Below are 20652 nucleotides of genomic sequence, written 5' to 3' on the forward strand. Positions count from 1 at the left end.
CTGCTTCGGCAGGTTTTTTTATTGCTATATCATTACTGGCGAATCAGGTAATCAAATGCGCCCAGAGCAGCATTCGAGCCTTCGCCCATTGCAATCACGATTTGCTTGTAGGGAATCGTTGTCACATCCCCCGCTGCAAATACACCCGGCAACGAAGTCGCATTATGGTTATTAATTTCAATTTCACCATACTTGCTCAGGTCTATCGTACCTTTCAGCCAGTCCGTGTTCGGTACCAGGCCAATCTGGATAAATACACCTTCCAGGGCTACATGCTTGCTTTCGCCACTGACGCGGTCTGTATAGGTCAAACCATTGACACGCGTGCCATCACCGGTAATTTCAGTGGTTTGTGCACTGGTCAGAATAGTGACATTTTCCAGAGTGCGTAATTTGCGTTGTAACACGGCATCCGCTTTCAGCTCGGTATCAAATTGCAGCAAAGTCACATGGCCCACTACACCGGCCAGGTCAATCGCCGCTTCCACACCGGAGTTACCACCACCAACCACTGCCACGTGCTTGCCTTTAAACAACGGGCCATCGCAGTGTGGGCAATAGGCAACACCTTTGTTTTTGTACTCTGCTTCACCTGGCACATTCAGGCTTCTCCAACGTGCCCCGGTTGCCAGAATCACTGACTTACTACGCAAGGTCGCCCCGCTTTCCAGTTTCACTTCAATCAGGCCGCCATGCTTTTGGTCGGTCTGTTTAGGTTCAGCCAGACTAACTGCACGTTGCAACGGCATGATGTCGACTTCATAAGTTTTCACGTGTTCTTCTAGCGCTGCCACCAATTTAGGCCCTTCAGTTTCCTTGACCGAAATAAAGTTTTCAATCGCCAGCGTGTCGTTGACCTGGCCGCCAAAACGGTCCGCCACGATGCCGGTACGGATACCTTTACGTGCAGAATAAATCGCCGCTGAAGCGCCAGCCGGGCCACCGCCCACCACCAGCACATCAAATGGCTCTCTGGCATTCAGTTTTTCAGCTTCTTTCGCTACCGCGCCAGTGTCCACTTTCGCCAGAAACTCTTCCACCAGCATGCGGCCAGAAGCAAACATCTCGCCATTCAGGAAAGTGGCTGGCACCGCCATGATGTTGCGCTCGTTCACTTCGTCCTGGTATAGGCCGCCATCAATCACCGTCACATTGATGCGCGGATTAAATACCGTCATCAAGGTAGTCGCCTGCACAACATCCGGGCAGTTATGGCAAGACAGGCTCATATACACTTCAAAGTTCAGGTCGCTATCCAACGCCTTGATCTGGTCGAGCACATCCTGCTCCACTTTTGGTGGATGGCCGCCGGTCCACAACAAAGCCAGCACCAATGAGGTGAATTCATGACCCAGAGGAATCGCTGCAAAGCGCACGCCATGCGTTTCACCTTCCTTGGCGATCACGAATGAAGGTTTACGCGCATCATCGCCGGTTTCATCCAGGCTGACTTTGTCCGATAAGGCGGTAATCTCTTGCAGCAATTCGCGCATTTTTGCGGCATTGTCGCTGTTATCCAGGGATGCGATCAGACGGATAGGCTGACGCAGCATACCAAGGTAGGTTTGCAGTTGTGTCTTTAAGGTATCGTCTAACATTTTTATTCTCCAAAATTCCTGCCCTTATTTCAGGCGGCAAGAAGCCCTGGCCATTCCACATGGCATTTAAAACGGTTGGGGGAAGCTCAGGTAAACCCGCTAGCAGGCATAAAACCTTTAGTGACTTTACCTGAGCGCCCTGCTCTCGCAGGGCGATGCTAAAACTAATCTCAGAGAGATTAAATCTTACCTACCAAGTCCAGTGATGGTGTCAATGTCGCAGCACCGTCATTCCATTTGGCTGGGCAAACCTGGCCTGGGTTGGCAGCGGTGTATTGTGCCGCTTTCAACTTGCGCAAAGTTTCTTTCACATCACGCGCGATTTCGTTGCTGTGTACTTCAGCAGTCTTGATCACGCCTTCGTTGTTGATTACGAAAGTACCGCGCAATGCCAGACCTTCTTCATCAATATGCACGTCAAAGGCACGTGTCAATTGGTGAGTCGGGTCGCCAACCAACGGGAATTTTGCTTTACCCACGGCTGGTGAAGTCTCGTGCCAAACCTTGTGAGAGAAATGCGTATCGGTGGTCACGATGTACACTTCAGCACCAGCCTTCTGGAACTCTGCGTAGTTGTCAGCGGCATCTTCAACTTCTGTAGGGCAGTTGAACGTGAACGCTGCCGGCATGAAAATCAATACAGACCATTTGCCCTTTAAAGATTCTTCAGTCACTTCGATAAATTTACCGTTGTGAAATGCCTGGGCCTTGAATGGTTGAACTTGTGTATTAATCAATGACATTGTGCTCTCCTTTTAATAATGGTTTAAAACGTTGTTTCACTTAACTAGTGATCTGATACTGCTATTTAAACTTTGTTTGTTTAAGCGAATGCATGCATTGTAGACAACTTTAATACATATGCATAATTGATTGTTTTAATTTTAATGATAAATATTACTTATCAAAAATTAAAGTGATACGGTGACTTCACCGTGGCCGCTGAAACCGCGATTATCCTGCCAGTTAACTGCAATCACATCACCAATTCTGGCGTCTTTCAAATAAAACGTAAAGTAGGGGTTACGCGAAATGCCGGTGCCGGTTTGCGCATCGACAACGACCGTTCCATTCAGTATCACCTGCATCAGCTGCATGAAATGCGCTGGCATCAATTGCCCATCGTCATTTTTACTGCGACCAGTGCGCATCGGGTGCACGATAATAATCTTGAGCTCGGTAATGTTCTTGCCTAACGGCCCGTCTGCAAGTGGCCTTGCGCGCATTTTCATGCTGCTGGCGAATGGCTCTTCACGCTCACTACCTGCACAGCCATCCTCCAGCACAATCACGTCACGGCGTTGTTGTTGAAATTGGCCGCCAGGATTCTGCACTAACGCGATTAATTCACCCGATTGCGCCAGCTTGATGCGCGTTACCAGCTTAGGCAATACCTGCTTGCCTAACTCAAAACTGGCGATCAGCGGCGTCGGGTTGGCATCGGCCAGCAAACGCATGTTACTGACACTACCCGCAGGCTGCTGGCTGGAAATCTCCACTTGCACCACAGCCCCATTTTCGGCTTTTTGTGGTGCTTCGATATGAATCTCCTGCGAAACCGGTACTGCTTTCGCCTGCAATGCTGACATGACCTCATCAGTGTGCTTGGCTTCAAACGCCTGCATAAACCAGGTGGCAGCCTGTACTTTCTGAATCATCATCCAGAACGGTAAGGTCGCCAACGCGAAACAGCCCTTTAATAGTGTCCGTCTTTGCATTAAACGCTCCTGCAACCAGTTAGCCTTTGTCATCATCTTTTTCCAATGCTTGCTGCAAACGGAGCGCCTTCAGTCGAGCTTCGACTTTGGATTGCAAATAAAAATCCCCATCTTTGGCTTTACTGGCGATTTCAAACTGATCTACCGCACGCGGCAAATCGTATTTGCGCACATATGCCTCACCCAATGCCTGATGTCTCAGCATTTGCTTGCCTTGCCCCTGGTAAGCCGCGGCCAGCCATTCATACAGTTTGGGATCATCAGGAAACGTTTGCAGCTGCTTCTGGATAAAACTCACTGCCGGCGCCCACTGATTGCTATTAATCAATGACTCCGCCTGGCCCTGGGCAAATATTCTATGCTGCGGGTAACGTTGCAGACCTTGTAAAAACTGCGCTTGCGCTTCCGGCACTTGGCCGAGCTTGGCCAACGTCACCGCTTTCAGGGTAATAATGTAAGGATTGACCATGCCATGCTGCTCCAGCCATTGCACTTCCTGCTGGGCATTTTTTGCCTGGTTCGCCCGTAAATAAGCATACGCCAACCCGAAGTGTTCGGACTGCTCATTCTGGAATCGGCCTTCCTCCAGGTTATTCTTGAACTCTTCGACCATTTGCGTGGGAGAACCCTGGAACGCGCGTATTTTTGCCCGCATCAACGAAAAAGCCGGGTTTTCATTAACCTGCTTATAAGGCAGGTTTTGCACACGGTTACCCATATCGGCAATCCGCTCGCTGGTCATCGGGTGAGTACGCAAATAACTAGGCATATTGCCATCAGAAAAACGCGTCGCCCGCTGCAAGGTATTAAAAAAAGCTGGCATGGCGCGTACGTCAAACCCGGCATCTTGCAAGATAGTCAGGCCGACACGGTCCGCCTCGCGCTCATGCTCACGCGTATAATCAATCTGGCGCTGGATACCGGCAGCCGACGCCGCTGTCATCGCGCCCATCCCCGCTTGCGGATTTGACCTCATCACTAGCAAAGCCAGCGCAGTCGCAGCAATATTCTTGAACATATCGTATTTTTGCGAGGCCAGCATACGCGCCAAGTGATGCTGGGTAACATGACCGATTTCATGTCCCAGTACACTCGCCAGTTCAGACTCGCTATTGGATGATGTAAACAAGCCGGTATGCACACCGATCACACCGCCAGGCATCGCGAACGCATTAATGCTTTTATCCTGCAAAACAAAAAAATAGAATTTCTGCTGTTTGTCCGGGCTACTGGCCCCCAGACGCTTGCCTAATGCCTGTAAATAATCAGTGACCTCGGCATCATCAAATACATCCTGGCTCACAGCCACCTGTTTGAGAATCTGGTTAGCGATTTTTTCCTCATCGCGCGCAGACAATACGGTTTGCGAAGCATCCCCCAGTTCAGGCAACTGGTTGGAAGAGTCTGCCGGTAAATTTAAATCCAGCTCGGGCTCATAAGGTTTACCGGAAAACTGGCCAACCGCACTTTCTGCCAGCATGGGGAGCCCGGATGGCATCAGCAAAGCCAACGTGACACTCCATCGCCCAAGTGCGCGGCGCGAGTAGGGATCAACAAGTTTGAGTGGGTTAAAAACCATGTACCTTTGAGTAAAAACGATCCTGAAAATCACATTATTCCTGAATCAGCATGGACCGCTGACCCAAACTTGTTATGATAGCGGCTTCACCGCTTGAGTTCATCATTTTTCAACATGTCCGAATTAACGCATTTCAACGCACAGGGCCATGCGCATATGGTCGATATTGGCGATAAAGCGCACAGCAAACGTGTGGCCATTGCTGAAGGCACCATTCATATGCAAGCGGCGACATTGCAAACCATTTTGCAAGGTAATGCAAAAAAAGGCGATGTGCTGGGAGTTGCGAGGATTGCAGCCATTCAGGCCAGTAAAAAAACCAGCGATCTGATTCCGCTTTGTCACCCGCTGAGCTTAAGTCGTGTTGATGTGAGCTATGTGACAGATGAAATTAATCATCGTGTTGTTTGCCGTGTGCAGTGTGAAACTACCGGACAGACGGGGGTTGAGATGGAAGCATTGACGGCGGTTCAGGTGGGTTTGCTGACGATTTATGATATGTGTAAGGCGATAGATCGTGGCATGACGATGGATGGTATTCGATTGCTGGAAAAGCATGGCGGGAACAGTGGGAATTGGGTAGCTGCTGAGAACAGTAGCAATTAAATTCTTGCTGACTTCAGCTTAGCTTCTAATGCTAGATTTTAAAGATTAGCTTAAAAAGTAATTCTCATTTTTTAGCTTGGTGGTCATTCTTTTTCACCCCTAGGCGACCTTCTTTCTTATGCTTGTCCATGAGAAAGAGGTAAAGAACAGGACACCCTAGCTTCCGCTTATTTCCAGCGTTGCTTAACGTGGGCGGCCGATAAAAACAAAGACAAAAGTAAAAGACAAGACAACGTAATTGGATGCTTGGTCTAGTCTTCAGATTAAAAAAGTCACTTAGTCACATCTGTCGATTGCGTCTCGCCCCAGTTTCATAGTGGTGGTTTAACCGGCCCCCTATCTGACGCGCCGAGTAGCGCAGTCAAAATAAGAAACAAGGGAGCGACTGTATGAGCTCCGCAACAAGCCACGAAGTGTGTGGCTTGTCAGGGCGAGTTTCGCGACCGCTTATTTTGACGAGCAACGCAGGAAACAAGCGGAAGCTAGGGTGCCCTTTCTTTTGGTTACTTGTTCTTTGGGCAAGCAAACAAAAATAACTCGCCTAGGGGCGAAAAAAGGAATAGTGAATAATCCAAGTTAAGACTTCCAGCCAGTAGGGCACTCTTCTCTTTAAGGAACTGAGCCAAGCAATAATGCTGCCTGGATTCTGGCCTCCGCCAGAATGACGACCCCTGCTGTTCTTATGATTTGCGCACAGGCCTGCCGTTAAGCTATGTACTGCACACGCCGCACTGTCAGGCAATCAACGCGGCAATTCTCCGTGCACACTCCGGCGCCATCGTCACCCCATAGCGAAAATGCCCGGTATTCAAATACAAATTCTCAATCTGCGGATGCCGTCCTATCATCGGGATATTATGCGGCGTTCCCGGCCGCAACCCACTCCAGTGTTTGATAATCGGCTGTCCACGCAATTCTGGCAATATTGCCTCTGCCTTCGCCTGCATTTCTAGCCGCATGCTCTCGGTCACACCTGTATCAAAACCGACATCCTCAAGGCTACTGCCAGCCAGCAAGTGGCCATCCGCACGTTGCAGCATATAAAAACCATTCCGGTAAACAATATGTGGCAACAAGCCAGGTTGCATTTGGTATAGCAGCATCTGTCCGCGCATGGGTTTGATATCCAGCGAGAGGGCAGTCTGTTTAAGCAACTCAAAGCTCCAGGCGCCTGAAGTGATTACGTAGGTATCCGCGTACAAGGTTTCACCTTCAGTAGTTTTCCAGCCACTGATAGGCAATTGCCCTTCTTGCAATGGCATTAAACGGGTTTGCTCACGTAACTTGACGCCGTGTTTAATCAACCAGGCTTTCAGGGATTGCAACAGGCGAGGATTACGGATTTGTATCACTTCAGGGATCAGCAGGTTTTCGCCATGTGCCTCTACTGCCAGGCCAAATTTGCTACACCATGCCAGTGCCAGTTCGCGCTCAAAGGATGGCTGAATCAACATGCCACTTTGAATACATTCAGGATCAATGCCGGTTTCTGCAAACAACTCGGCGCTGACTGCTGGGTAAGCCCTGGCACCGGCCAGTGCTAATTCGTTGACCACATCCTGGTAAAACCATGGCAACAGCGGAAACGCGATACCCGCCCCGGCCCAGGAGGATTCCCCAGACGTTTGCGCGGCGATAACATTACGCTCTACCACCGTGACTTCATGACCTTGCTTGCGCAATTGCATGGCGGTCAAACAGCCGACAATGCCGCCGCCCACAACTAATACCGAAGTGTTTGCCATTAAAGAATTTTCAGGAAAAAAAGCGTATGTCTAACAGTGGATTAAATAGGAATTAAATTAAACAGGCTGCAGACTTTACACTGTTAGCAGCCTGCTTGAAATCAGGAGTGGATTTTCTAGGGTTTGCGGCCGGAAATCAAATAGACTTCCATGGCGATCAGGGCGGCATTACTGCCCAGCAATACCAGCACATCACCTTCGTTCAGCACGATATCACCGCGCGGGACGATAGGTTCCGGCATGTTAGGGCGGCGTAGCTGTTTAACCTCGACCGCAAAATCTTCAAACGGAACATGATCCAGCCGTAAGCCATGCGCATAGAAATTTTTATACATTTCCACCGAATGCAGTTGTGGCAAAGAGGCGGTAGACGCATCGGCATCGCTGACACCGCGGAAATAACCCTTGAACATTTTGTAACGTTCTTCTCGGAACAGACGGATCCGTTTGACCACCCGATTTAGCGGCACACCCAGGGTAACCAGGGCATGCGAAGCTAACATCAGGCTGCCTTCGAGAATTTCCGGCACCACTTCAGCGGCACCGGCGGCGCGCAACTCATCCATCTCGCTGTCATCATGCGTGCGCACAATCACCGGCAGGTTAGGATGGCGTTCCTTGATTACATCCAGCACCTTCATGGAGGCACGTGTTTCGGCATAGCTGATAATCACGGCCTTGGCACGACCCAGGCCAGCGGCTTCCATCACTGAACGCCTGCTGGCATCACCATAAATCACGTTTTCACCGGCAGACGCGGCTTCCTGCACGCGGCTGGCATCCATATCCAGGGCAACATAGGGAATATTTTCTTCACGCAGAAAACGACCCAGATACTGACCGCTACGGCCATAGCCACAAATAATAACGTGACCACTTAATTCCTGGCTGTGCTCCTGGATAGTGTCAACGCCTTTGATGCTATTGCGGGTATAGCTTTTTACCAGGTAACGCGCGATACGGCCGTTGTACTGAATAATAAATGGCGCCACCAGCATCGAAAGTATGGCCACGGACAACACCAGTTGCAGGGCCTCTCCATCGATCAGGCGCGTTTGCAAGCCCAGAGCCAGAATCACAAAAGTAAATTCACCTGCCTGGCCCAGGATAATGCCGGTACGCACACCCACCCCCATCTCAAAACCATAGAATTTAGTCAGGAAAGCAATCAGGGCTATTTTGAACATCAGGTAAACCGCAAGCAACACAACGATCAAGCCTGCATGTTCAAGAATGACCCTGACATCCAGCAGCATACCGACACTGATAAAGAACAAGCCGAGCAGAATATCGCGGAAAGGCGCGATATCCGACTCCACCTGGTAGCGGAACTTGGTTTCTGAGATCAGCATGCCAGCGACAAAGGCACCCAGTGCGAAAGATAGACCGGCAAAATTGGTGGCCGCCGACATGAGCAAGGTCACCATCAGCACGTTTAATACAAACAGTTCGCGTGAACGCTGTTTGGCTACCAGCTCAAACCAGAAGTTGAGGATATTTTTACCAAATTTGAATAACAGGAATAGCAGGACTGAAGATTTCAACAATGTCAGTCCAAGCACATCCAGCCAGTTATTACTGTGCGCACCCAATGTTTGAATCAGCACCAGAATTGGAATCACTGCCAGATCCTGGAATAACAATACCCCGATACTCAAACGTCCATGACGTGAGCTGAGGTCCACACGTTCCATCAGGATTTTTGAAACGATTGCAGTGGATGACATTGTCAACGCTGCACCGATAATAAAGGCAGTGGTCAGGCTTAACCCGGCCATTTTGCCAAGCAACAGGCTGACAACCAGCGTGAGAATCACTTGCCCGCCACCCAGGCCAAAAAGGGTTTTACGCATGGCATATAGCTTGGGCAGGCTGAATTCCAGGCCTATGCTAAACATCAGGAACACAATGCCGAATTCAGCTACCTGGCGACCGGTTTCTTCATCCTCGAGCAGGCCCAATGTGTGCGGACCGAGGACGATGCCGATCATAAAGTAAGCCAGTATTGCCGGCAGTCCCAATATGCGGAACAAACCGACGGCAAATACCGAACTGGTGAGCAATAAAAGTAAATGGATTAGGGAGTCAAACATGCAAAAATTCTAAGCAACTAATTAAAACCACTGATTTAGACCACATTGCCGATATACAGAGAATACGCCGCTTGTGGTCGTTAATTTATTATAAAACCGGATTATGTCAGCTTAATTATGCCGCCACAAAACTTTTGTTCAATGCAAAAAATGTGCCTGATATTAAAAAAACGGTAAAAAAGCCTAGATTCGCTTTCTTGCCGGGGCTGTCACTTGCTATACTTAGTGACCATGAGTATAGCAAAATCAGGTGTCAAACTTGCTGAAAGTTCTGGCATCGTAGAAAAAGCGCGCAATGTGTTATTGCACGAAGCAGATGAGATCCGCCAGCTGGCCGGACGCCTGGGCGCTGAGTTCGAAGCTGCGGTCCATATGATTCTTGACTGCCGCGGCCGTATTGTTGTCACCGGCATGGGGAAATCCGGCCACATCGGCGGCAAAATTGCAGCTACACTCGCCAGCACAGGGACCCCAGCATTTTTTATGCATGCGGCTGAAGCCAGCCATGGCGACCTCGGCATGATTACCGCAGAAGATGTGGTCATTGCGCTTTCCAACTCGGGCGAGAGTGATGAAATCATCAATATTCTGCCTGCTATCCGTCGCATTGGCGCCCGTATTCTCAGCATTACCGGCACCCAAGATTCAACCTTATCGCGTGAATCGGAAGTACATTTAAGTGCTGCAGTTGGTCATGAAGCCTGCCCGCTAGGCCTGGCACCGACCGCGAGCACCACCGCGGCACTGGCTTTGGGCGATGCACTGGCGTTATGCGTGCTTGACCTGCGCGAATTTACTGCCGAAGACTTCGCCCGTTCGCACCCCGGGGGTAGTCTTGGCCGCCGGTTACTGGTCAGGATTAAAGATGTGATGCGCACTGGCGATGCTATTCCAAGTATCAGTGAAAAAGCCACTGTGCAGCAAGCAATCCAGGAAATCACCAGCAAAGGCATGGGGTTTACTGCCATTGTGAATGCTGAACAAAAACCGACCGGTATATTTACTGATGGCGACCTAAGACGCCTGTTCGTACAGGGACTCACGGATCACCAGGCGCCTATTTTAAATGTGATGAGCAAGCAGCCCCGACTGTTGGGTACCCAGCAAATGGCCGTTGAAGCAGTCAGTTTGATGGAGCAGCACAGAATCAATGGTTTTCTGGCCGTGAATGAACAACAGCAACTGGTAGGCGCATTTAATATGCATGACTTGCTCAAGGCGAAAGTCGTTTAGGCAGACTAGTAGAGATTACACATGCTTAAATATCCGATTCTGCTGCCGATTGGTTTGATGCTGTTTTTGGCACTGCTGACTTTTTGGATTAACCAAACAGTGCAAGAGCAAGCGGCGCGCGTGACTGGTCTGAGCCGTCATGCGCCCGATTACATGCTGTATAACTTTGTCAGCACGCGCACCGATGCGACTGGAAAAACAAAATATGTGCTGGCTGCTGCGCAGATGCGCCACTACCCGGATAGTGACCACACTGAACTGGACAGGCCACGTTTTACCCAGTTTGGACAAGAGTCGCCATACACACAGATTCACGGTCAGCGCGGCAAAATATTCGGCAATGGTAAACTGGTGGAGTTTGACAAACAGGTCAAAGTGATTCGCCAGGCCACGGCTGAAAAAGGTGAAATGCAAATGCTTACCGAGAAGTTATTCGTAGAGCCGGATACGGATATTGCTTATACCGATTTGCCCGTCACTATCCATCAGAAACCGGCGACAGTGATTACCGGTACTGGTATGCGTTTTGATAAAAAATCGGAAACCATGCAATTATTTAACCGGGTGCATGTTCATTATGAGCGAGCGCCCGATGCAGCACCCACAAAGGCTGTGGTCAAGCCAGCTAAAAGCGGCACCAGCAATAATACAAGTACTAAGAGTCGATGATTCTGGAGAGATGAGTTGAAAACGCGCACGCAATTATTTTATGTTACCTGCCTGATGCTGGGCACGCTATGCTCAGCTACCGGTTGGGCTGAGGAGTCAGATCGTGACCAGCCGATAGAGCTGGAAGCCGATACCGTCAGCGTCAACGATGCGAAAAAAATCAGCGTCTATACCGGTAATGTGATCCTGAACCAGGGTACTTTGCAAATCAAGGCCGACAAGATGATAGTACGTGAAGACCAGGATGGCTTCCAGCATAGCACTTGTACCGGCACTCCTAGCACGCCAACCACATTTAAACAGAAACGCACCGGCAAAAATGAGTGGATGCAAGGCAGTGGTCAGCGCATTGAATACAATGCCCGCATGGATAAAGTGCAACTGTATACCAATGCCTGGGTCAAACGTGGCGAAGACGTAGTGACGGGTGATTACATCAGTTATGACGCCAATGCCGAATATGCAGAAGTGATTGGTGGCACTAAAGCAAACCCGAATGGCACCGCCAACAGCCGCGTGAAAGCTACCATACAGCCAAAAAACAAAACAACCCCGCCAGTGTTAGATAACAAATCTAATACCCAACAAGGGTTGCGGATGAATCGCTCGTTGCAGTTAAGGACTGAACCGGTACCCGATGCACCTGAAAACGGATCCAAGAAAGAATCACAGTAAAGACTGGCAATATGCAAACAACCGTTTCTCCAGACAACAGCCATTTGTGCGTCAGCCATTTAAAAAAAACCTATCAGGGCCGTACCGTCGTCAGAAACACCACGCTTGATTTGCACAGTGGTGAAGTGATCGGATTACTGGGCCCGAATGGTGCAGGCAAAACCACTAGCTTCTACATGATTGTTGGCCTGGTGGCATTGGATGACGGCCGTATCACCCTGGATGGTACCGATGTTAGCCACGCCCCCATGCATGAGCGTGCGCGTATGGGTCTGGCCTATCTGCCGCAGGAAGCCTCCATTTTTCGCAAGATGTCTGTGACCGATAATATTCTGTCGATACTGGAAACCCGTCCTTATACCGCTGAACAGCGTGAAGCCAAACTGGAATCATTGCTGGATCAGCTACATATCCAGCATATCCGCAATAGCCAGGCTGTCAGTTTGTCGGGGGGTGAGCGCCGCCGGGTTGAAATCGCGCGTTGCCTAGCCACTGACCCGAAATTTATTCTGCTGGATGAGCCATTTGCCGGGATTGACCCGATTGCGGTGATCGAGATCCAGAAAATTATCCGTTACCTCAGCAGCCAGAATATAGGCATTTTAATCACAGACCATAACGTGCGTGAAACGCTGGATATATGTGACCGCGCTTATATTGTGAATGAAGGCGCCATTTTTGCCGCGGGTACGCCGGATGAGATCATCCAGAACGAAGGTGTACGTGAAGTATATCTGGGCAAAAACTTTAGGCTGTAATTTGTTATGAAGCAAAATCTGCAATTACGCATGTCGCAAAACCTGGCTCTGACGCCGCAGTTGCAGCAGTCTATCCGTCTGTTGCAATTGTCGACGCTGGAACTTAACCAGGAGCTGGAAGCCATCTTGCAGGAAAATCCTTTACTGGAAATGGCTGACAATGAAGAAGGCGAGTTTGAAGATAACACGCCCGAAACACCGTTGCAGGCTCAGGCTGAAGTGGAAGATGCCAGTTCATTTGACGTTGCCATTCAACAGGATATTTCTTCGCCAGCCGATACTTTGCGTGAAGAATTACGGGATGACCTTAGCGGTAACGAAGGCGAATTACCCAACCTTAATGAAGAATTCACACCGCCGGAATTTGAAGATGATTATGGCGAATTTGGCAGTACCAGCAATTGGGACGAAGCAGGCCGCAACAATAATGACGATGAAGACGGCGATTTCTCCCGCCAGGATGCCAGCAGCATAAGCTTGCGTGAGCACCTCATAGACCAGATCCAGCTGGCGCATTTATCGCACCGTGATATGAGCCTGGTTAAACTGCTGCTCGACAGCATTAATGATGACGGCTATCTCGAACAGGATCTGCAGGAAGTCGTTGAAAACCTGCCGCTTGAACTTGAAGTGGACTTGCTTGAACTGGAGACCGCACTCAAGCTGATCCAGAATCTCGATCCCATCGGCATAGGCGCACGCGATTTGCGTGAATGCCTGTTATTGCAACTTAATGCCTTGCCTGCTGATACGCCCTACCTGAAAACCGCCATTGCACTTGTAAAAGACCACCTGGCACTGCTTGCCAATAAAGATTTTGTGAAGCTGCGCAAACAATTGAGTTGCGATGAAGCTTCACTCAAAGGCGCGCAACAACTAATCCGCCAGCAAAACCCGAGGCCGGGTAGCGAATTTTCCAATTTCAGCCACGATCATTTTATCCAGCATGATGTGGTGGTCAAAAAAATCAAAGGCATCTGGGTGGCAACCCTGAATGACGGCGTGATCCCTAAATTGCGCATCAACCAGATGTATGCCGACATCCTTAAACGTAATCGTGAGAGTTCCGGCCAGTATCTGCAAAGCCAGATGCAGGAAGCCAAATGGATGATCAAGAATATCCAGCAACGCTTCTCGACCATATTGCGCGTATCGCAAGCAATTGTGGATAGGCAGCGCAACTTTTTTGAGCACGGTGACATTGCCATGCGCCCGCTGGTATTACGTGAGATTGCTGAAGAACTCGAATTGCACGAAAGCACCATTTCCAGGGTGACTACGCATAAGTACATGCTCACACCACGTGGCGTCTATGAACTGAAATACTTCTTCGGCAGCTCGGTTGCGACAGATGCTGGTGGTTCCTGCTCGGCGACGGCGATCCGAGCACTGATCAAACAGATGGTCGCAGAAGAAAACGTCAAAAAACCATTATCAGATAATCAGATTACCGACACCCTGGCACAACAGGGCATTGTGGTAGCGCGCCGGACCATTGCCAAATATCGTGAATCATTGAGCATTCCACCCGCCAATTTGCGTAAGTCACTTTAAAACGCAATCTCTATCTTTCAGAAAAAAGCCGCTAAGAAGCGGCCTTTTACTTTCAAGCAGTTAATTACTTAATGGTTATTTTGGCGAACTTGCGTTTGCCAACTTGGGCCACCACCACGCCTTTTTCCAATTGCTGATTTTTGTCTTCCACTTTTACGCTATCCAGTTTCACGCCACCTTGTTGAATAGCACGCATCGCTTCACTGGTGCTTTCTACCAGGCCAGCCAGTTTCAGTAACTGGCTGATACCAATACTCTCGCCTTCAATAGCCACTTCCACTTCCGGCACATCATCAGGGATACCACCTTTGGCGCGCGTCTGGAAATCTGCCAGTGCTTTTTCTGCTGCTGCCTGACCGTGGAATCGGGCTACGATTTCCTGCGCAAAACCTACCTTGATATTACGCGGGTTTTCGCCACCGGCAACTTGCGCCTTCCATTCGGCGATGGTTTCCAATGAGGCAAAAGACAGCAAATCAATATAGCGCCACATCAGCGTGTCGGAGACAGACATGATTTTGGCAAAAATTAATTCGGGTGCCTCGCTGATACCAATATAGTTGCCCAGCGATTTGGACATTTTATTAACGCCATCAAGACCTTCCAGCAATGGCATCATCAGCACACACTGCTGCGCCATTCCTGCCTGCTTCTGCAACTCGCGGCCCATCAGCAAATTAAATTTTTGATCGGTGCCGCCCAACTCCAGATCGGACTGCAAGGCGACAGAATCGTAGCCCTGTAACAACGGGTATAAAAACTCGTGAATCGCAATCGGCTGATTACCTTTGAAACGCTTGGAAAAATCATCACGCTCCAACATACGCGCCACAGTATGGCTGGCAGCCAGTTTAATCATGCCAGCTGCACCAAGCTCGCTCAACCATTTGGAGTTGAACACAATTTCAGTCTTAGCCGGATCCAGGATTTTGAATACTTGCTCTGAGTAAGTGTCCGCATTGATTTTGACCTGCTCTACCGTAAGCGGCGGGCGGGTAGTGCTTTTACCAGTGGGATCACCTATCATGCCGGTGAAGTCACCGATCAGGAATAAGATCTGGTGACCAAGATCCTGCAACTGGCGCAATTTATTGATAAGTACCGTATGGCCTAAATGAAGATCAGGTGCGGTTGGGTCAAAACCTGCCTTGATGCGCAGTGGCTTACCGGTTTTGAGCTTTTCAACCAATTCTTGCTCGATCAGCAATTCATCCGCACCGCGTTTGATAATAGCCAGTGCTTTGGCAATCTCGGGGGAAATTTCCGTGCTGATCGCCTCGGCTGAAGGTTTTGAGTCTGTCATAAATACATTTCTGTCACGCTGTTAGCGAAGATACTTCTTAACAGCATGGTTTAAATTAAAGCGGCTATTTTAACGTAATCTGGTGCATTACTGTAGGCATATCCCGCGACGATGTTACTATGTGGGCCTATGATTTCACAGTCAGCAGTCCCCGATACGCGTTACTTTATTGGCATCATGTCAGGCACCAGCCTGGACGGTGTTGATGCGGCATTGGTCGCGCATACCGGTGATTGCTTTGAACAAGTTGACCAGGCATTTGTACCATATCCATCCGTCATCAAACAGGCATTGCTGGCGTTGCACCAACCTGCCATCAATGAACTGCATGATGCAGCACTGATGGCAAATAGTTTGGCCGAGCTCTACGCAGAGTCTGTATTAAAAATTTTGCAGCAAAGCCAATTGCCGGCATCAGCAATTACCGCGATTGGCTGCCACGGGCAAACCATACGCCATTGCCCGGACCTGCCAGATGGCCAGGCTTATACCTTACAAATAGGTAACCATGCCCGGCTGGCAGAACTCACGAATATCACAGTAATAGGTGATTTCCGCAGCCGGGATATGGCAGCAGGCGGTCAGGGCGCACCTTTGGTACCGGCCTTTCACCAGGCGGTGTTTGCCAGCCTTACTAAAAACCGCGCTATTATCAACATCGGCGGCATTGCCAATATTTCGTGGTTACCAGTGGATGGGCAAGTGACCGGATTCGATTCCGGCCCCGGCAATATGTTGCTAGATCAATGGACGCAACAACACACAGGTCAGGCCTTTGACGCCAATGGTGCCTGGTCTGCCAGCGGACAGGTAAATAATGTTTTATTAGAAGCCATGCTGGCTGAACCCTATCTGGCGCAGACTGCACCAAAAAGTACAGGACGGGATTTGTTTAACCAACAGTGGCTGGCGCAACATTTAAACGTGGTTGATGACCGCCCGGAAAATATCGCGCGAACCTTGCTGGAGCTTACAGCGCTTAGTATTGCCGATGCCATCAAACGCTTTTGCCCGGCTATAGACGAAGCATATGTCTGTGGTGGCGGTGCGCATAACGGCCTATTGATAGAGCGCTTATCCGCACTGATTGGCTGCTGCATTGATCCAACCGACAAACTGGGCGTAGAGGTGGATTGGGTAGAGGCAGTAGCGTTTGCGTGGCTGGCGCAACGCTGTGTCGATGGCTTGAGTGGCAACCTGCCCGCCGTCACTGGCGCACGCGGCCTGCGCGTGCTCGGCGCCATCTATCCCGCGTAGCGGATTTTCACGCAAGCAGTGCAACTGCACCATGCTAGCGGTTAATTCTGGTGCATGTTTTGACAGCTTTTTCGGTGTTTTCACTTTCAATCTCCCCGCAAGTGCGCATTTTGGAGAGTTGATTGCGTATAATTTAGCCTTAATCCCGTCTACCCATTTTGAGTATGTTATGGCAACCAAAGCGACCATTTCTTTTGATAACGACACCCCCGCAATAGAACTCCCGATCCTCAAAGGCTCGCTGGGCACCGATGTGATCGATATTCGCAGCCTGGGCAAACACGGTATTTTCACTTATGACCCGGGATTCATGTCCACGGCGGCTTGCGATTCTGGCATCACCTTTATTGATGGTGAAGAAGGCTTGCTGTATTACCGCGGCTACCCTATTGAAACCCTGGCTGAAAATTGCGACTTCCTGGAAATATCCCACCTGCTGTTACATGGCGAGCTGCCAAATGCCGCCCAGAGTGAAGAGTTCGTCAACGCGATCCGCAAAAACAGCATGTTGCACGACCAGATGAGCAATGTCTTCCGCGGCTTTAGGCGCGACGCTCACCCAATGGCCGTGATGATAGCCGTCGTCGGCGCGATGGCTGCTTTTTACCCTGACAACAATGATGTCAGCAACCCGGAGTCACGCAAACGCGCGGCAATGCGCTTGCTGGCAAAAGTGCCGACCATTGCAGCATGGAGCTACAAATACAATATCGGCCAACCGTTTATGTACCCTAAAAACAACCTGGGTTACGCCGAGAATTTCATGCACATGATGTTCGCCACGCCCTGTGAAGAATACGTGCCTAACCCTATCCTGGCGCGCGCGTTCGAACGTATCCTGATCCTGCACGCAGATCACGAACAGAATGCTTCTACGTCAACCGTGCGTCTGGTCGGCTCCAGTGGCGCGAATCCATTTGCGTGTATCGCGGCCGGGATTGCCTCGCTGTGGGGCCCTTCACACGGCGGCGCCAACGAAGCCACACTGAACATGCTGGAAGAAATGGGTGACATCAGCCGTATCGGGGAGTTTATCAACCGCGCCAAAGATAAAACCGACAGCTTCCGTCTGATGGGGTTTGGCCACCGTATCTACCGCAACATGGATCCACGTGCTTCCATCATGCGCAAGACTTGCCATGAAGTACTGAATGAATTGGGCTTGCAGGATGACCCTATGTTCAAGCTGGCAATGGAGCTGGAGAAAATTGCATTGGAAGACGAATACTTCGTTTCCCGCAAACTATACCCTAACGTCGATTTTTATAGCGGTATCGTCATGCGCGCGATGGGGATTCCTAACTCCATGTTCACCGCGATTTTTGCATTGGCCCGTACAGCCGGCTGGATTTCACAATGGTGTGAGATGAATGCCGACCCGGAACAAAAAATCGGCCGCCCGCGTCAACTTTACGTCGGCGAAACGCGCCGCGAATTTGTACCATTGGATCAACGCTGATTTTTGAGTCTGCTAAAAAATAAAAACGCCGGGATCCCGGCGTTTTTATTGTGCATGAACTAGGGTTAAACCGAGAAAGAGCTACCACAACCACACGTCGTCGTGGCATTCGGGTTACGAATCACAAACTGGGACCCTTGCAAGCTATCGGTATAATCAATTTCCGCCCCTGCCAGATACTGCAGGCTCATCGGGTCAATCAATAAAGTAACACCATCTTTATCCACTTGCGTGTCGTCGTCGTTCACCTCTTCTTCAAAGGTAAAGCCGTATTGAAAGCCGGAGCAACCGCCACCGCTTACAAATACGCGTAACTTGAGGTCGGGCGTGCCTTCCTCATCAATCAGTTCTTTCACCTTTTTGGCGGCATTATCGGTAAATACCAATGGGGTTGGCATTTCAATATCAATCATAGCTTCTGCGGTCATCATAGACTCCTGTCAAACTCTCAAACTCAATATGGCGGCGAAATTAAATATTTCAAGTTAATTCTGGTACAGCCACTTCGGGTGGTTGTTCTCCGAGGTAAATCAACTTGCCTTCAATCACAGCGCCGGTATGCATTTCCAGTGACTTGTAGTACAAATCACCCACTATCCGTGCCTTGCTTTGCAATTCTATAAATACTGAGGATTTCACCGGCCCGCGGATAATCCCGTTCAACACAATCTTCGAAGCTTCTACTGCCCCGGTAATAGCGCCATTCTCACTGATAATGAGCGTGCTCGGGTGCTCTCGTTTTTCAATCAGGTTTCCGGCTATCTGGCCATCTACCCGCAAGCCGCCAGCGAAGTGCATATTGCCTTGAATCTGTGTTTCGTGACCGACTAGTGTATCAATATGGCTGTCGATATGAACGCTTTTTTTGAAAAACATGGCATTTCCTGTTCCGAATCAATTATTCTGAATGCGCGCTTGTTCTAGAACCGATACAAGCAAATATTATGCACATACTTAACGCTTGGTAATTTTCTTGTAAAACACCAGTTCTTCTTTCAGTTTGATGTTTTCATCTTGCTGGGCCGTGAGCGTTTTTGCTAGATTATTGCTGGTAGCCAGTTCCACCTGTAACTCACGTTGCGAAGCAATTAATTTTTTCTGAAACTCAATATTTTCTGAAGTCACCTGACGCAGGCGTTCGCGGACATACTGGCTATTATCATCATGCAGTGCCCAGTAAGCCAGTGCGAAACCAAGCAACAAATTGATGACAGCCAGTGTACCCTGAAAATACCAAGGCCTGTGTGAACGCACTGCGACTTGCTTGGCTGTTAATCCAAAATGGTTCCTGAGTCTTCTACGTATGGGTCTTATCATTATGGCAATAATGGCAACACTTGCAAACCTGTATCTGACGCCAATCCAAACATGATGTTCATATTCTGAACCGCTTGGCCTGAAGCGCCTTTCACCAAATTATCTTGCACGACAATGATCGTCACATAATCATTTGCCTGTGGATATAAAGCCATCCGCAAAAAATTAGAGCCGCGCACTGAACGTGTTTCAGGCAAAGCACCTACAGGCATGACATCCACAAAATAATCATCCTGGTAATGCTGCTCATACACTGCTTGCAATGCCTGCTTGGCGCCTTCTGCATTCAGCTTCACATGCAGAGTCGTCAACATACCGCGAATCATCGGGATCAGATGTGGTACAAAGATTAGGTTGACCGCATCATTGCCCGAGAGTTTCTTCAATTGCGCCAGAATTTCCGGGTGATGCCTATGCCCGGCCACACCGTAGGCTTTGAGGTTATCACTGGCTTCGGAGAATAAAGTGCTGACTTCGGCTTTTCTGCCCGCGCCGGATACCCCAGATTTGGCATCTGCAATAATTGGTGCAGAAAAATCAATCCAGCCATTTTGCAGTAATGGGGCCAGACCCAACAAAACCGTTGTTGGGTAACAGCCTGGATTACCGATGACTTGCGCGTGTGCAACTTCATCTGCATATAACTCCGGCAGACCGTACACCGATTGTTCCAATATATCGGTACAGCTATGCGGCAGTTTGTACCATTTTTCAAACTCTGCTGCATCCTGCAGGCGGAAGTCCGCCGCCAGATCAATAACCTTCACACCTGCCGCGACTAACGCTGGTGCCTGGCTCATTGCCACTCCATGCGGGGTAGCAAAAAATACGACATCGCATTGGCTTAAATCAATGGTTGTGGGATCGCTAAAGGTTAAATCAACCACACCCCGCAAGCTTGGAAACATATCAGCCACCGGCAAGCCAGCTTCACCACGGGATGTAATGACCTGCAATTGCACTTGCGGATGCCGTGCCAGCAAACGCAATAATTCAACACCTGTATATCCGGTGCCACCGACAATGCCGACTTTAATCTTTTCCATAGACTTCAACCAAACTTGCGATTCATGCAGAGAAAAATAAAA

The 20652-nt window shown here is 49.5% G+C and carries 19 protein-coding genes; 8 read left to right on the forward strand and 11 right to left on the reverse strand.

Going from position 1 to position 20652, the window contains the following annotated elements:
• Positions 1-32: 32 nt before the first annotated feature.
• The 4 genes from ahpF to ASG34_RS07550 form a co-directional block, all read right to left on the reverse strand.
• A complete protein-coding gene (gene ahpF, locus ASG34_RS07535) occupies positions 33-1598 on the reverse strand; it encodes an alkyl hydroperoxide reductase subunit F (protein ID WP_055828828.1) in 1566 nt (521 codons plus the stop codon).
• Positions 1599-1777: 179 nt separating this feature from the next.
• Positions 1778-2341, reverse strand: a complete 564-nt coding sequence (gene ahpC / locus ASG34_RS07540) for an alkyl hydroperoxide reductase subunit C (RefSeq protein WP_055828833.1) — start codon at positions 2339-2341, stop codon at positions 1778-1780.
• A 168-nt stretch (positions 2342-2509) separates the two neighbouring features.
• On the reverse strand, positions 2510-3316 hold the full coding sequence (gene soxZ / locus ASG34_RS13845; protein ID WP_082504849.1) for a thiosulfate oxidation carrier complex protein SoxZ: 807 nt from the start codon (positions 3314-3316) through the stop codon (positions 2510-2512).
• Positions 3317-3335: 19 nt separating this feature from the next.
• Positions 3336-4895, reverse strand: coding sequence for a beta-barrel assembly-enhancing protease (locus ASG34_RS07550; RefSeq protein WP_082504837.1), 1560 nt, complete (start codon positions 4893-4895; stop codon positions 3336-3338).
• Between the two features lie 114 nt (positions 4896-5009).
• On the opposite strand from ASG34_RS07550, the gene moaC reads away from it, so the two are divergent.
• Positions 5010-5501: a cyclic pyranopterin monophosphate synthase MoaC gene (gene moaC, locus ASG34_RS07555; protein WP_055828836.1), complete on the forward strand. Its 492-nt coding sequence runs from the start codon at positions 5010-5012 to the stop codon at positions 5499-5501.
• 734 nt (positions 5502-6235) lie between these two features.
• Here the strand turns inward: moaC and ASG34_RS07560 are convergent.
• The gene (locus ASG34_RS07560; protein WP_055828838.1) at positions 6236-7246 is read right to left on the reverse strand and encodes an NAD(P)/FAD-dependent oxidoreductase; all 1011 of its coding nucleotides are present in this window, start codon (positions 7244-7246) and stop codon (positions 6236-6238) included.
• 116 nt (positions 7247-7362) lie between these two features.
• Positions 7363-9339, reverse strand: coding sequence for a cation:proton antiporter (locus tag ASG34_RS07565; protein WP_055828841.1), 1977 nt, complete (start codon positions 9337-9339; stop codon positions 7363-7365).
• Between the two features lie 231 nt (positions 9340-9570).
• Here ASG34_RS07565 and ASG34_RS07570 point away from each other — a divergent pair, with 231 nt between their 5' ends.
• Genes ASG34_RS07570 through ASG34_RS07590 form a run of 5 tightly spaced genes read left to right on the forward strand, consistent with a single transcriptional unit; the run spans position 9571 to position 14228 of the window.
• Entirely contained in the window at positions 9571-10572 is a 1002-nt protein-coding gene (locus tag ASG34_RS07570) for a KpsF/GutQ family sugar-phosphate isomerase (RefSeq protein ID WP_055828844.1), read from the forward strand.
• Between the two features lie 21 nt (positions 10573-10593).
• Positions 10594-11241: an LPS export ABC transporter periplasmic protein LptC gene (gene lptC / locus ASG34_RS07575; protein WP_055828847.1), complete on the forward strand. Its 648-nt coding sequence runs from the start codon at positions 10594-10596 to the stop codon at positions 11239-11241.
• 54 nt (positions 11242-11295) lie between these two features.
• Positions 11296-11916, forward strand: a complete 621-nt coding sequence (gene lptA / locus ASG34_RS07580) for a lipopolysaccharide transport periplasmic protein LptA (protein ID WP_055829188.1) — start codon at positions 11296-11298, stop codon at positions 11914-11916.
• An 11-nt stretch (positions 11917-11927) separates the two neighbouring features.
• Complete coding sequence (gene lptB / locus ASG34_RS07585; protein WP_055828849.1) at positions 11928-12674, forward strand: LPS export ABC transporter ATP-binding protein; 747 nt, start codon at positions 11928-11930, stop codon at positions 12672-12674.
• Positions 12675-12680: 6 nt separating this feature from the next.
• The gene (locus ASG34_RS07590) at positions 12681-14228 is read left to right on the forward strand and encodes an RNA polymerase factor sigma-54 (RefSeq protein WP_055828853.1); all 1548 of its coding nucleotides are present in this window, start codon (positions 12681-12683) and stop codon (positions 14226-14228) included.
• A 64-nt stretch (positions 14229-14292) separates the two neighbouring features.
• On the opposite strand, the gene tyrS is transcribed toward ASG34_RS07590, so the two are convergent.
• Complete coding sequence (gene tyrS / locus ASG34_RS07595; protein WP_055828855.1) at positions 14293-15531, reverse strand: tyrosine--tRNA ligase; 1239 nt, start codon at positions 15529-15531, stop codon at positions 14293-14295.
• Positions 15532-15660: 129 nt separating this feature from the next.
• On the opposite strand from tyrS, the gene ASG34_RS07600 reads away from it, so the two are divergent.
• Both ASG34_RS07600 and gltA read left to right on the forward strand, forming a co-directional pair.
• Positions 15661-16788 (forward strand): anhydro-N-acetylmuramic acid kinase, encoded by a 1128-nt coding sequence (locus ASG34_RS07600; RefSeq protein ID WP_055828858.1) that lies wholly within the window; start codon positions 15661-15663, stop codon positions 16786-16788.
• A 169-nt stretch (positions 16789-16957) separates the two neighbouring features.
• A complete protein-coding gene (gltA, locus tag ASG34_RS07605; RefSeq protein WP_055829191.1) occupies positions 16958-18247 on the forward strand; it encodes a citrate synthase in 1290 nt (429 codons plus the stop codon).
• 65 nt (positions 18248-18312) lie between these two features.
• On the opposite strand, the gene erpA is transcribed toward gltA, so the two are convergent.
• The 4 genes from erpA to argC all read right to left on the reverse strand — a co-directional run bounded on the left by erpA (position 18313) and on the right by argC (position 20610).
• The gene (erpA, locus tag ASG34_RS07610) at positions 18313-18675 is read right to left on the reverse strand and encodes an iron-sulfur cluster insertion protein ErpA (protein WP_055828861.1); all 363 of its coding nucleotides are present in this window, start codon (positions 18673-18675) and stop codon (positions 18313-18315) included.
• A gap of 52 nt (positions 18676-18727) precedes the next feature.
• Entirely contained in the window at positions 18728-19123 is a 396-nt protein-coding gene (locus tag ASG34_RS07615; protein WP_055828864.1) for a bactofilin family protein, read from the reverse strand.
• A 78-nt stretch (positions 19124-19201) separates the two neighbouring features.
• Complete coding sequence (locus tag ASG34_RS07620) at positions 19202-19501, reverse strand: hypothetical protein (protein WP_229008705.1); 300 nt, start codon at positions 19499-19501, stop codon at positions 19202-19204.
• 62 nt (positions 19502-19563) lie between these two features.
• The gene (gene argC / locus ASG34_RS07625; RefSeq protein ID WP_055829194.1) at positions 19564-20610 is read right to left on the reverse strand and encodes an N-acetyl-gamma-glutamyl-phosphate reductase; all 1047 of its coding nucleotides are present in this window, start codon (positions 20608-20610) and stop codon (positions 19564-19566) included.
• Positions 20611-20652 lie beyond the last annotated feature (42 nt).

Origin of the sequence: Methylophilus sp. Leaf416 (genome assembly GCF_001424665.1) — a bacterium.
In the GTDB taxonomy this organism is placed as follows: domain Bacteria; phylum Pseudomonadota; class Gammaproteobacteria; order Burkholderiales; family Methylophilaceae; genus Methylophilus.